The organism is Streptomyces sp. NPDC060205 (assembly GCF_042728395.1).
GTDB lineage: Bacteria > Actinomycetota > Actinomycetes > Streptomycetales > Streptomycetaceae > Streptomyces.
The window spans coordinates 21202-34165 of record NZ_JBHWZP010000070.1 but is presented as its reverse complement, the minus strand read 5'-3'; the positions used below and the strand labels follow the sequence as shown (position 1 = coordinate 34165).

At 68.6% G+C, this 12964-nt stretch carries 12 protein-coding genes and 1 pseudogene; 4 read left to right on the top strand and 9 right to left on the bottom strand.

Annotated features, from left to right (window positions below):
• Window positions 1-157 precede the first annotated feature (157 nt).
• The 5 genes from serA to ACFWGJ_RS15225 form a co-directional block, all read right to left on the bottom strand.
• Complete coding sequence (gene serA, locus ACFWGJ_RS15245; RefSeq protein WP_387324036.1) at window positions 158-1747, bottom strand: phosphoglycerate dehydrogenase; 1590 nt, start codon at window positions 1745-1747, stop codon at window positions 158-160.
• A 346-nt stretch (window positions 1748-2093) separates the two neighbouring features.
• The gene (locus tag ACFWGJ_RS15240; protein WP_387324033.1) at window positions 2094-3059 is read right to left on the bottom strand and encodes a PfkB family carbohydrate kinase; all 966 of its coding nucleotides are present in this window, start codon (window positions 3057-3059) and stop codon (window positions 2094-2096) included.
• Window positions 3056-4540 carry a purine-cytosine permease family protein gene (locus ACFWGJ_RS15235; protein WP_387324030.1) on the bottom strand — a complete coding sequence of 495 codons (1485 nt, stop codon included), beginning with the start codon at window positions 4538-4540 and terminating at the stop codon, window positions 3056-3058. The genes ACFWGJ_RS15240 and ACFWGJ_RS15235 overlap by 4 nt, the downstream gene beginning before the upstream one ends.
• A gap of 78 nt (window positions 4541-4618) precedes the next feature.
• Entirely contained in the window at window positions 4619-5647 is a 1029-nt protein-coding gene (locus ACFWGJ_RS15230; protein WP_387324027.1) for an ADP-ribosylglycohydrolase family protein, read from the bottom strand.
• Window positions 5644-6363: a GntR family transcriptional regulator gene (locus ACFWGJ_RS15225; RefSeq protein ID WP_387324024.1), complete on the bottom strand. Its 720-nt coding sequence runs from the start codon at window positions 6361-6363 to the stop codon at window positions 5644-5646. Before ACFWGJ_RS15225 ends, ACFWGJ_RS15230 begins: the two co-directional genes overlap by 4 nt.
• 135 nt (window positions 6364-6498) lie before the next feature.
• Here ACFWGJ_RS15225 and ACFWGJ_RS15220 point away from each other — a divergent pair, with 135 nt between their 5' ends.
• From ACFWGJ_RS15220 to ACFWGJ_RS15210, 3 genes are all read left to right on the top strand, one after another.
• Complete coding sequence (locus tag ACFWGJ_RS15220) at window positions 6499-7740, top strand: lanthionine synthetase LanC family protein (RefSeq protein ID WP_387324020.1); 1242 nt, start codon at window positions 6499-6501, stop codon at window positions 7738-7740.
• A gap of 278 nt (window positions 7741-8018) precedes the next feature.
• Window positions 8019-8438 (top strand): hypothetical protein, encoded by a 420-nt coding sequence (locus ACFWGJ_RS15215; RefSeq protein WP_387324017.1) that lies wholly within the window; start codon window positions 8019-8021, stop codon window positions 8436-8438.
• 76 nt (window positions 8439-8514) lie between these two features.
• Window positions 8515-8910, top strand: a complete 396-nt coding sequence (locus ACFWGJ_RS15210) for an Imm7 family immunity protein (protein WP_387324014.1) — start codon at window positions 8515-8517, stop codon at window positions 8908-8910.
• 11 nt (window positions 8911-8921) lie between these two features.
• Here the strand turns inward: ACFWGJ_RS15210 and ACFWGJ_RS15205 are convergent.
• The 3 genes and pseudogenes from ACFWGJ_RS15205 to ACFWGJ_RS15195 form a co-directional block, all read right to left on the bottom strand.
• Window positions 8922-9552: pseudogene (locus tag ACFWGJ_RS15205) on the bottom strand (IS5 family transposase); the annotation flags it as partial.
• A gap of 59 nt (window positions 9553-9611) precedes the next feature.
• On the bottom strand, window positions 9612-9830 hold the full coding sequence (locus ACFWGJ_RS15200) for a DUF6192 family protein (protein ID WP_387324011.1): 219 nt from the start codon (window positions 9828-9830) through the stop codon (window positions 9612-9614).
• A gap of 221 nt (window positions 9831-10051) precedes the next feature.
• Window positions 10052-10999 (bottom strand): SDR family NAD(P)-dependent oxidoreductase, encoded by a 948-nt coding sequence (locus ACFWGJ_RS15195; protein ID WP_387324008.1) that lies wholly within the window; start codon window positions 10997-10999, stop codon window positions 10052-10054.
• A gap of 81 nt (window positions 11000-11080) precedes the next feature.
• Here ACFWGJ_RS15195 and ACFWGJ_RS15190 point away from each other — a divergent pair, with 81 nt between their 5' ends.
• Entirely contained in the window at window positions 11081-11746 is a 666-nt protein-coding gene (locus ACFWGJ_RS15190; RefSeq protein WP_387324005.1) for a TetR/AcrR family transcriptional regulator, read from the top strand.
• A gap of 452 nt (window positions 11747-12198) precedes the next feature.
• Here ACFWGJ_RS15190 and ACFWGJ_RS15185 read toward each other — a convergent pair whose 3' ends face one another.
• The gene (locus ACFWGJ_RS15185) at window positions 12199-12960 is read right to left on the bottom strand and encodes a class I SAM-dependent methyltransferase (protein ID WP_387324003.1); all 762 of its coding nucleotides are present in this window, start codon (window positions 12958-12960) and stop codon (window positions 12199-12201) included.
• Window positions 12961-12964 lie beyond the last annotated feature (4 nt).

Below are 12964 nucleotides of genomic sequence, written 5' to 3'. Positions count from 1 at the left end.
CCTCTAGGGGCTCGGGGAACTGCGCAATCGGTAAAAGCCGGGCGCAGCCCGCTTTTCAGGGGCGCGGGGAACTGCGCGGCCAGCCCCCACCGGGGCCGCGGACGACATGCGGGGGCGGGGGCCCGGGGGCGGCAGCCCCCTGTGAAGTCGGCCGGTCTCAGACCAAGTTGACCGAGCGCGCCTGCGTCGCGCCGATTTCGTCCGCCAGCTCCGTCAGGACCGGCTGCGGCACCGTGTCGTCCACCGTCAGGACGGCAAGCGCCTCACCGCCGACATCCGCACGGGCGACCTGCATACCGGCGATGTTGATCCCCGCCTCACCGAGGATCCGGCCGAGCGTGCCGACCACACCGGGACGGTCGGTGTAGTTGAGGACGACCATGTGGTCGGCGAGCGCGAGGTCCACGTCGTACTCGCCGACAGCGACGATCTTCTGGTGGTGCTTGGGGCCGGCGAGCGTGCCGGAGACCGAGACCTCCTGGCCGTCACCGAGGGTGCCGCGCACGGTGACCACGTTGCGGTGGTCCGAGGACTCCGAGCTGGTCGTCAGCCGTACCTCGACACCACGCTCCTGCGCGAACAGCGGAGCGTTCACATAGGACACCGTCTCGTCGACGACGTCCTCGAACACGCCCTTGAGCGCGGAGAGTTCGAGCACCTTCACATCGTGCTGGGTGATCTCGCCGTACACCTCGACGTCCAGACGCACCGCGACCTCGCCCGCGAGCGCGGTGAAGATACGGCCGAGCTTCTCCGCGAGCGGCAGACCCGGCTTGACGTCCTCGGCGATCACCCCGCCCTGCACGTTCACCGCGTCCGGCACCAGCTCACCGGCGAGCGCCAGGCGCACCGAGCGGGCGACGGCGATGCCGGCCTTCTCCTGTGCCTCGTCCGTGGAGGCGCCCAGGTGCGGGGTGCACACGACCTGGTCGAGCTCGAAGAGCGGGGAGTCGGTGCAGGGCTCCTTCGCGTACACGTCCAGGCCCGCGCCGGCGACCCGGCCCTCCTTGAGCGCCGAGTACAGCGCGACCTCGTCGACGATCCCGCCGCGCGCGGCGTTGACGATCCGCACCGACGGCTTGACCTTGTGCAGCGCCTCGTCCCCGATGAGCCCGAGGGTCTCGGGCGTCTTGGGCAGGTGGACGGTGATGAAGTCGGAGACTTCGAGCAGCTCGTCCAGCGACAGGACCTTCACGCCCATCTGCGCGGCCCGCGCGGGCTGCACATAGGGGTCGTAGGCGACGACCTTCATACCGAACGCCGACATCCGCTGGGCCACCAGCGCGCCGATCCGGCCCAGACCCACCACCCCGAGGGTCTTCTCCGCGAGCTCGACCCCCGTGTACTTGCTGCGCTTCCACTCGCCGTTCTTCAGGGCCGTGTTGGCCTGCGGAATGTGGCGGGCGGTGGCCAGCAGCAGACCGCAGGCCAGCTCGGCGGCGGTCACGATGTTCGAGGTGGGGGCGTTGACGACCATCACGCCGGCCTTGGTGGCGGCGGAGACATCCACGTTGTCCAGGCCGACGCCGGCTCGTGCGACGACCTTCAGCTTCTTCGCAGCGGCGACGGCCTCGGCATCGACCTTCGTCGCGGAGCGGATCAGGATCGCGTCGACGTCGGCGATGGCGGGCAGCAACTCGGCGCGGTCGCCGCCGTTGCAGTGCCGGATCTCGAAGTCCGGGCCCAGTGCGTCCACCGTCGCGGGCGACAGTTCTTCAGCGATGAGTACGACAGGTTTCGAGCTCACGTGGACTCCTCAGACGGCGTTGTTCGAACTGGGCGGTCGGGTCGTGTGCCACCGGCCGGAGACCGGTCCGTGCCCGGAGATCCGGTGTGTCACCCGCTGCGACCTGCGCTGGAGGAACCCTCTCCGAACGGATTCCCGTACCGTTCCCGATTCGTGTCCGCAAGCTGCCCGGCCGACGCCTGACGCGGCACGGTAAGCCCGGCCGACGCCTGACGCAGCACGGCAACGGGCCGGCTCCAGGGCCGGTTCCAGGGCCGGCGCACGCCAACTGCCGTACTCTCAGGGGCTGATGAGTCCGCCCGGGCCGCCCTCGCGGCTACAGCCTTGCGCCGGCCGCAGAGGTCCGTCAGCTCAAGCCCAGCGCACTCGATGTCTCCTCGCCCAGCAGCGCGGCCAGTTCGCCCAAGGTCGGCCCGGTCGCAGGACCCCGTCGTGTCACCGCCAGAGCCGCTGCCGCGTTCGCTCCGCGCGCCGCCTCGTAGGCGGATGCTCCCCGCCCCAGCAGCGCCAGGAACGCGCCCACATGCGCGTCCCCGGCACCGTTGCTGTCGACCGCGTTCACGGGAAATCCGGGGACGTGCACGATGTCATGAGAATCAGGTGCCGCCAGCCAGCAGCCGTCCTTGTCGGCCCGTACGACGATCCCGGCCCCGCTCCGCATTCGCCCGCGCAGCACCTGTGCGGCTTCCCGCGGCTCCGCCGCCCCGGTCATCAGCCGGGCCTCCCGCGCATTGCAGCTCAGCCAGTCGGCCCGGGCCAGTACCGGGTCCAGTACCTCGGCCGGGATGTCCGCCACCAGCGGCGCGGGGTCCAGACAGACCCGTACGTCTTCCGCGAGGCGTGCGACCATGCGGGACAGCAGAGGGCCGTTCACCTGCGTCACCAGGCTGTAGCCGGAGACCTGCACCAGGTCACGGTCCCGCACGGACGCGGCGATCGCCGCCGTCTCATCCGCCGTCATCCGCGCCTCGACGCCGAAGCTCGTGACAAAGGTCCTCTCGCCTCCTGCGTCGACCAGCGCCACGCAGAACCCGGTGTCGCCGTCCGAGCGCGCCGGAAGGACCAGTCCGACCCCTTCTGCCGTGAGCGAGGAACGCACCAGCTCTCCGTAGGGACCGGTGCCGTGGAGCCCGGCGTAGACGGCTTCGGCGCCGAGCCGGCTCGCCGCGGTGAGTGTGTTGAAGCCACCGCCCGCGTAGAGCTCGGTGCGGGTTCCGATCACATCGCCCCCGCGCTCGGGCAGGTGGGGTACCTCGATGACGAGGTCGACGATGACGTTCCCCGCGAGGACGACACGGTAGTCGTCGTTCATCGGGTGGCCTCCTCGAACGTGGTGGAACCGGGGGCGGAGTCGGGGAGCGAATCTGCGCGCTGCGGTGGACGCCTTCCGAGCAGCAGGTAGGCCGCGCCGGCCGTGACGATCGCGATGAGCCATCCGAGACCGTTCGTGCCGAGCCAGGAATCGGCCAACGGCCCGGCGAACCACACGTCGTCGGGACCGGTCGCGGCCTTGGTGAAGGTCAGCCCGGCGGCGATCGCGGCCAGCCAGGCGAGGACGGCGGGCAGATTGAACCCGCCCGTGTACCAGTAACGGCTGCCGCGTCCCGTGTCCATCAGGCCGGCGGGGTCGTACTGCCGGCCTCGGACCATGTCGACGGCGATGACACCGATCCAGGCGGAGATCGGCACGGCGAGCAGCGTCAGGAAGGTGCTGAACGGGCCGTAGAAGTCGTCGGCGATGAGCATGAAGTAGATGCCACCGACGAACATCAGGATGACGTCCAGCACGACCGCCCACGCACGCGGCACCCGGATACCGAGCGTGATCATCGTCAGTCCGGCCGAGTAGGTCGAGAGGTGATTGGACATCAGCAGCCCGCCGAACGCCGCGATCAGATACGGAACGGCCATCCAGGACGGCAGCATCGCGTTGATCGCCGCGACCGGATCGGCGGAGGTGGCGAGCGTGGGATCACCGGCCGTGAGGAGCGAGCCCAGGGAGATCAGCAGGACGAGGGGAATGCCGGCACCGAACGCCGAGGCGCGCACGAGCCGTATGCCCGGGATCGCCCGCGGCAGGTAACGGGCGTAGTCCGCACCGGCGTTGGCCCAGCCGATGCCGGTGCCCGCCGCAATGAATCCGATGCCTGCGATGACGCCGCTGGCGGGGCCGGCCGGGTGGTCGAGCACCTTCGACCAGTCGACGGTCGCCACGAGGAAGCCCATCACCACGAGATTGAGGATTCCGAAGACCACGGTCGCCCACTTGTTGATCCACATGATGGTGGCGTGCCCGAGCCCGCTGATCATCAGTGTGCAGGCGATGAAGACCAGGAGACACAGCAGGGTGAGGACCGTGCCTCGCTCGACGCCGAAGACCGTGTTGAGCAGGGCGAGCAGCGCGTACGCCGCCGTGGTCGTGGTGATCGTCTCCCAGCCGACCCGGCTCAGCCAGGTCACCAGGGTCGGCCCGTGGTTGCCACGCTGGCCGAACACCGCGCGGGACAGCGTCAGGGCCGGGGCACCGCCCTTCTTGCCCGCGATGCTCAACGCGCCCACCAGCGCGAACGAGCCCACCGAACCGGCGACCGCGACGAGAACGGCCTGCCAGATGTTCAGGCCGCGGAAGGCGACGAGAGTCGCGCCGAGCGGCAGCCCGAGGAGTGAGATGTTGGCGGCGAACCACGTCCAGAACATCTGGCTCGCGTGACCGCGCCGCTCGCTGTCGGGGACCGGTTCGATCCCACGGGTCTCCACGGTGCCGACGCGGTCGTTCTTCGTTGAAGCGGCCATCGCGGGACCTCCTTGCCTGTGCTCGGTACAGAGGGAAAAACAGCGGAAAAAACAGGGGGAAACAAAAAACGGGGGACTTCAGCGAGTGCGGTAGGTGAGCAACTGCCTGGTCAGAGGCTCCAGTTCGAGAGCGTTGACCTCCCGCAGGGTGTGAACGGCGTCGACGGGCAGGGCGCTGAGCCCACCCATGGCTCCGGCGATCGCACCCGCGATGGCACCGATCGTGTCGCTGTCACCGCCGAGGTTCGCGGCCAGCAGCGCGGAGCGCCACGGGTCACCGTTCGTGAGCGCGAGCACCGCGAACGCGGCCGGGATCGATTCCTGGCTGGCCACGCTGGTGCCGATGAGCGCATCGATCCGGTCGAGCGCCGTCGCTGTGTCCAGGTCGGTCACGAGGTCGCGTGCCCAGCCGATACGTGCGGAGATGCTGGCGCCCGCTGTCCAGTGCCCGCGCCTGGCACCGGCCGCCGACATCGCGACCGCGGCGTCGAAGACGTCGTCGAGCGAGCCGCCGGCCATGCCGGTGGAGACGGCCGCGGCGACGGCCGACGCTCCCGCGATCCCGATGGTCGTGTCATGGGTGACCTGGCAGGACTCGACGACCCGGTCCAGGAACCGTTCCGTGTCATCGGCGCCGAAGGCGATACCGACCGGTGTCACCCGCATCGCGGCGCCGTTCGTCGTGCCGTGCTTGCCGGCCTCCGTGAGGTCGACGCCGCGTGTCACCGCGTCCAGGGCCGCTTTCGTCGACGGACCGAGCAGGTCGAACGACCCCTTGGCCTTCATCTCCTTCTCCCAGGACAGGAGTTCCTCCGCGAACCGCAGCGGATCGACGTGCCCGCCGCCCTCGACCAGGAGCCGCGCCACGATCACCGCCTGTTCGGTGTCGTCCGTGATGGACCCGGCCGGCATTCCGGCGCTCACCGGGTTGTCGGGCCGCGCGGGCTCGAAGCCGCTCAGCGTGCCGTAGACCCGTACGACATCGGCGCGGGACATGACCTGCGTCGGCATCCCGAGGGCATCGCCCAGCGCGAGCCCGTAGAAGGCGCCGAGGGCACGGTCGAGTAGGACGGGGTCGGGTGTGGCGGGGTCGGGTGTGGAGGTCACAGGTGGGCTCCTCGGCCGGTCCGTACGTGCAGTTGGAACCTGGACGGGTCGAGCAGGCTGGTGACCTGTTCGACGACGTCCCCGTCCGCGCCCCGGTAGACCTGGGCGACGCGGAGGAAGGACTCTTCAGGCGAGCGGTGCAGGATCGCGGCCTCGTCCGTGGTGAGTCCGACGACGGAGATATGGGCCTCGCTGGAGTCGGGCACACGACCCGCGGCGGCGAGGGTACGGCTCAGTGAGCCCTCGTCGAGTCCGCGCTCCGGCAGGTCCTGGAGGGCCGCGACGGCGGGTACGCGGCTGAACTCCAGCGAGACACCGTGTCCGCCGACCAGCCGGCGGACACGGTCGAGGGCGATGAACCGGGGTGACTGCACGTTCAGCTCGCCGGCCAGAGCCTCGTCCCGTATGCGCTCGAAGCGCAGGGTCTCGGTCGTCAGTTCGGTGCCCTGCGCGGCCAGCGCGCGGGTCCAGCCGAGCCGCTGGTCAAGGGGCGTGCCGTCGAAGGTGACGAGCGACCCGATACCGGCGTGCGTCTCGATGAGTCCCTGCTCGCCGAGGACGTTGAGAGCCTGCCGCACGGTCGTACGGCTCACCCCGAACCGCTCCCGCAGCGCATGCTCGCCGGGCAGCTTGCTGCCGTCGGCATGTACCCCCGCTCGGATCTCCTCGGCCAGCACATGAGCGACACGATGATGCTTATAAACCTGTCCAGGCATGTCTAGAAGCTAGACCTGAACAGGTCGACCTGTCTACACCTGTCCAAAAACTCGCGGCCTCGGGCCTTTGGCACGACTTCCCAGACGGCTTGATGTGGGTCGTGGGGTGGCTCAACCCTGTGGAACGCTGGGCAGATGATCACCGGTGCGTCGAATGACGCGGAGTCGCTTGCGGCCGGGGCTCTCGAATGGCTGATGAAGGCTGCGCGGGACACCGTTGACGGTGTGGCCTGGCCTGACACGCCCACCGACGAGCAGACCACGCCGATTCTGTACAACGGAAGTTCAGGGGTGCTGCCGGCTCTTCTCGACGCCTGGCGGTACTTCGACGACGACCGGTACGCGAACCTGGCGCTGCGCGGTGCCCGCACCGTCGCCGCCGCGGTCGAGGACTGGGAGGACAGCGGTCTCTACGCGGGAGTGGCCGGCATGGCCGTCGCCTTGCAGGGCGTGCACCGGGTGCTCGGTGACAGCGCGGCGGGGGCCTCCGCGGACCGCGCGCTGGAGGTGTTGCGGTCCCGCTACGACGGCGCGGGGTGGAACGACTGGTTCGAGCTGGTCGTCGGCAACGCCGGCATCGCGCTCGCCGCGCTGGAGTGCGGCGACCTCGACCTCGCCCAGCTGGCCGTCGACCGCTACACGCGCACCGCGGAGCCCACCGCGGCCGGCGTGCAGTGGGAGATCCAGACCGGCCGGCTCCACCGCATGCTCCACCTGTCGCACGGCACCCTCGGCATCGTCCACGCGCTCGCCTCTGTCGGCAGGGCCGCCGACCGTCCCGACCTGATCGACCTGGCCCTGGCCGGTGCCGCCGACGTCGTCTCCCGCAACGAAGCAGGCCCGGACGGCTTCCTCGTCCCGTACTCCGATCCGCAGCAACAGCACGAGCGGATCGAACGCCACAACTACGGCTGGTGCCACGGCCCGGCCGGCGACGCCCAGGCGTTCCGCCTGCTGACCCGGGTCCTGCCCGACGATCCCACCTGGCCCGCCCTGACCGACCGCTGCTGGCACACCGTCGTCAACTCCGGCCTCCCGCAACGGATCCGCCCCGGCTTCTGGGACAACAACGGCCGCTGCTGCGGCACCGCCGGCGTCCTCGCCCTCGCCTGCGACCGCCAGATCGAACACGGCGACGGCCGCGACTTCGCCGACCTCCTCGTCGCCGACCTCGCGGCCCGCGCGACAACCGACGCTCAGGGCGTGCGCTGGTCCAACGTCGAACACCGCGACACACCCAGCACCCTCGCCCCCGCCACCGGCTGGGCCATGGGCAACGCGGGCATCATCCGCGAACTCCTGCGCCACGCCCGCATCACCACCAACCGCGACCCGCACTACGCCATCCCGTTCCCGGACCATCCACCTACCGCATGAGCGCGCGGACTGATGGTGCGCTCAATAGCTGGCGGGAGCATCGCTTCGGCGCCAGCCGTTCATGGTCCCTCACCGGGAGTCGGGCGTTCACGACTTACGCACAGGATCGTCCGACGACCCAGCGGAGCGTGTGCGGGGCGATGGTGCTGGCGACCAGGCGACGGACCTCGGCCAGCAGCACCCGCACCGTCCCATCCACGTCAAGGTCTACTGGTAAAGAGGCAGTGTTCCGGCAGTGCACTCTTCATGCGGGGCGCCCAGTTTGCAAGCATGTACTCATGATTCGAGGGCGCATCATTGCTGAAAGCCTTCGGGCTGGCGCGGACATCCGGCTGGCCGGGCTCAGCCTTGTCCGCCTGGGCCGCCACGACGTGTCCGTCTCGACTCTGCCGGCTAACGAAGGCGCCGGCGGGGAAGACCAGCATGGTGTTGTCGACGGTCAGCCCTGCACCTGGACTTTCGTGGACTTCGAGGGCGCCGACTCCCTCGCCGACGACCTTGCTCAACTTCTCGCGAGATCCCTTGATCCGAACCATGGCTGGTGGGCCGACTTCACCGTCGATGCCACCGAGCACGTGATCGTCTTCGCTGGGCGTTGGTTCCGCTACCGCATCGGCGATGAAACGGGCAGAGCCGAAGCAGTTGCCTGGGGGCGAGCGGCGGGGACTCCTGAGCATCAACTCGACTGGGGCCCCTAAAGACCATCTAAGGCGTGTCCGGCGGATCATGCTGTGGCTGGAGCGGTGAAGCGGGTCATCTCACTACGATCGTGGGATGTTTGAGTACCACGGGTGGATCACTGTTAGGGAGACTGCAGCTCATGATGACGATGAGCCTCGGTTGCGGCAGATCGTTGATGAGCTTCGCCGTCACATCGCCCACATGGACAACCCGTACTTGCTTGATCTCAGGTGGATGAACGGTGAGCCGTTCATCCACCTCGGCGGCTATTCCAATCACCGCTCGTCTCCTGACATTGTCGAACTGTTCGAGCATGTGGCCGTGGTCGCCCCTGGTTCTTACGGCCTCCTCCACTTTCACGATGACGAGGAACCGGGTCGCGAGAACGAGATGCGGGTGCTGAGGCTCGTTCGAGGCACGGTCACGCAGCACAGGGAGGCATTGCTGTCTCCATACATCCCGACGGTGGAAGATCCCTTCACGGTTTGAGGCGTCGTCGCAAAGCCGATAGGTCGGCCGCCTCTGCTCCCACGGCGCCGACGGTTGGCTCTCTGCTCCCTCGGCTCGGGAATGGTGTGCTTGATTCGGCGCCTGCGCAGGTAACGACGGTTGCTGCGGGACGAATACGTTTGTCTGCGCTGAGTCGGTCCGGGGTGGTGCGCGGCCTTCCTTCTCCGGTGCGGGGCACACGGATACGTTCCAGGACCGGGATCATCTGTGGTGCGTCACCCCACTGACCGGGAGTGACCAGCAAAGCGAGCGGTCTGCAACCGCCGTCGCTCGCGAGGTGAATCTTGCTCGTCAGTCCGCCCCGAGACCTTCCGAGTCCCTCGTCGGGGCGGTGCCGCCGAGGGGTTGATCTTTTTTCGGTGTCCGCGGAGCTTTCCTGCGGGCGCCGGCGGCGTGTTGGTGGGCACGGCAGGACGTCGAGTCGCCCACCATGCTCCAGTCGATCCGGCCCTCGGCATCAGCCTCAGTCTGGACGGCCCGGAGTATCCGCTCCCAAGTATCGTCGGCGGACCAGCGTCGGTGCCGTTCGTAGACCGTCTTCCACCTGCCGAACCTCTCCGGCAGGTCTCGCCACGGGATCCCCGTCCGCTCACGGAACAAGATCCCGTTGAGCACCCTTCGGAAACGGGCCTGGGGAGGGAATGAGTTCGCAGGCGCCCCGCAGCTGGGACGATCGAGCATCACCGGCGCCGCAGGCGACGCTTCTCGCAGCAGGACAGCCGGTATGTCGTCCTCCTGCTGCCTTGTTGCACAGATGCCGGGTGTCCGGTCGCCCGCAGCGCGGAGAACACGTCGGGCCGGTGCAGGAAGTCCGTTGTCACCCGGGCGGCCACCTCCTCGTCCTGCGCCAGATGGTGGATGACCTCCACCTTTTCCTGCACAGGCCGCGGAGTGTCCACCTGCCAGCCCAACTGCCGCCTCGCCGCATCCCTCGACCGTTGGGGGCGCGTTCGTACGGGATCCCGGCGTCGTCGGACGATCAGGACCGTTGCGTCTATGCCGTCCGCCAGGAGTGCGGCGTTATCGGGAGCTTCGATGTGGACATACCCCGCGCCACACCATCCTGGATGATCACCACACGGCGAGCCCGGAATGCCGGCGCCTCGTCGCCCGGGCGCCGCTACCTCCTGGTGGCTGACCCGGAGGGAAACGAGTTCTGCTTGGGCTCACCGACCGGGAACGTCACCCCGGTGAGGTCTTCAGAGGCGGCCCACAGGCGCTGCTGGACAGCTGCCTCGTACGACTCCGGGCTGGAGGTGACCAGCCGGGGGTGGCCCATGATCTCGTTACGTCCGCCCGGACCGTAGTACTGGCCGCCCAGCGTGGCGGGGTCCGTGGCGGCGCGCAGGGTCGGCAGCGCGCCCATCGCCGGCGTCTGGGTGATCAGCGGCGCGAGCCAGGTGAGCGGGAGCCGGAGGGCTGCGGGGGTGTTCCGGGCGAGTTCGGTGCCGGACAGGCCGGGGTGCGCGGCCACCGCGACGGTGGTGCCGTGCGCGGCGAGACGGCGCTGCAGCTCGTATGTGAACATCAGGTTGGCCAGCTTGGACTGACCGTAGGCGCCGACCCGGCTGTACGACCGCTCCCACTGCAGGTCGTCGAAGTGGATCGCGGCCCTGATGCGGTGGCCGGTGCTGCTGACCGTCACCACGCGCGAGCCGGGCACCGGCAGCATCAGGTCCAGCAGCAGCCCGGTGAGCGCGAAGTGGCCGAGGTGGTTGGTGCCGAACTGCATCTCGAAGCCGTCCCGGGTTGTCTGCTTCGGGGTGTACATCACGCCTGCGTTGTTGATCAGCAGGTCGATGCGGTCGAACCGGGACCGCAGCGCCGCCGCCGCGGTCCGGACGGAGTCGAGCGAGGTCAGGTCCAGCGCCTGGACGGTCACGTCGCCGGTCATACGGGCCGCGGCGTGCTTGCCCTTCTCGGCGTTGCGCACGGCCAGCACCACGGACGCCCCGCGCTCGGCGAGCGCCTTGGCGGTCTCGTACCCCAGTCCGGTGTTGGCTCCGGTCACCACGGCCACCCGCCCGCGCTGGTCCGGAATGTTCGCCGTCGTCCACTTCTCACTCATGTCGAGCCCCTGACTCACTAACGTACCGAAGGTATCTTGTGCCGACAACGTACCGCAGGTACTTAAGTTAAGCTGGTGATCGTGACTTTCCAGCGGGCGCGAACCGAAGAGCAGCGGGAGATCCGCCGACGGGCGATCCTCGACATGGCGTCGGCGATGCTCGACGAGATGCCCGTGGCCGCGGTCACCCTCAATGAGCTGAGCCGCCGGGTGGGCCTGGCGAAGCCGAACGTGCTGCGCTACTTCGAGTCCCGCGAGGCCGTGCTGCTGGAGCTGCTGGACCACTTCCTGCAGGAGTGGCTGGCGGAACTGGCGGGCGAGTTGGCGGCCGGCGTCGACGAAAATCAACCCATGGCCGAGCGCGCGACAGCAGTGGCCGAGATCCTCAGCCGCTCGCTCTCCGGGCGAGTGGTGCTGTGCGACCTCTTCGGCGCACAGGGCACCGTCCTGGAACGCAACGTCTCCGTCGAGGTCGTAGCCCGATACAAGCGTGCCTCCCTGGACCGGCTGACCACCATGACCACCCTGATCCAGAAGTACCTGCCGGAGTTGGGCGAGAGCGCGACGCTCTTCAGTCTGCAGACCATGGTCTTGGCCGGGGCGCTGTCGGCATACAGCACACCCCCACCCAGCCTCCAGGCGGCCTACCGGGCCGAACCCGACCTGGCCCGCTTCCACATGCCGCTGAAGGACTCGCTGAAGCTGGCCCTGACTTCAACGCTCCTGGGTGTACTACCCCGCAGCTGACGGCCGACCTCCGAAGGACATAACCTCAGCCTTTCTCCCTCTGGGATAGCGACGGATCGGGATGTCCAGCCTCTGACCGCCGCCCCTGACACTCCCCCACTGCCGCCCGCCCTCCTCGACGGCAGCGCAGACGTTGCGACTGATGCCCAACGCAGCAGCCACATCATCCTCGACGCCAGAGGAGACATCGCCAGCGGCATCGCGCACCACACCCCGGACTACGCGGCGGAGTCGGTCTGTTCAGTCCAGCTGGCACCATCACGGGCGCCCGAGTGATCAGGACCGGCTCACACTCGTCAGCGGAGTATCTGCGAAGCCTCGGTCCGAACCGGTGCTGGCGAGATCGCCGTTTGGAAAGGTCGGGGCGGTTGCGCCTTCGTTGAGCCTGCGCCACGACTGGCGGCCCGACGTGCGCCGCAGCGGCTCAGTCCCTCAGTTGGCTGGTCTTCCTATCAGGTATCCGACGGCAGCGCCTCGACGACGAAGAACAAGAAGCAGGGCGTGGTCGAAAGGTCGCGGAAGCCGTCGGGGAACAGCGCGCGGGCGGCTGGGTCGGGCTGCGGCTCACTGAGGACGGACAGGCGGAATCCAGCGGTGGTGAAAGCATCGATCATTGCGTGCAGTGGCTTGCGCCAGAGTCGCATCGGGATGGACTGCCCGTCGAGCAGCCAGTCGAAGGTGTAGCTCGTGGTCGCGAAGTAGTCAGGCCTTGGGTTTCGGAGCGTGTACGCATTAACCGGGTGGTCCACGGACATGATCAGCCGGCCACCGGGCCTCAGTACTCGTCGCAGCTCGTCAAGGGTCGGCCCCCAGTCCTCCAGGTAGTGCAGGACCAGCGACGCGATCACGTCGTCGAACGCACCGTCCTCGAACGGCAACCGGTCACTCAGATCGGCCACGTGCAGAGCTACGTCGTCACCGAGCCTCCGCCTGGCAAGGGCCACCATTCCGGCGCTGGCGTCGATCCCGGTGACGAACGCACCGCGGTCGCGCAGTGCCGCGGTCAGCGGGCCCGAGCCGCAGCCGGCGTCCAGGATCCGGCGGCCGGCCACGTCTCCGGCGAGGGCTAACATCGCGGGCCGTTCGTAGTACGCGTTCACGACGCCGTTCTCGTTCTCCGCCGCGTACGCCTCGGCGAAACTGTCGTAGTCGTTCACCCGAGCCGGCTCCGAAGACGTAGCGAAGCTCTCGGGTTTGTCGATTGCGTGTTCCATCGTC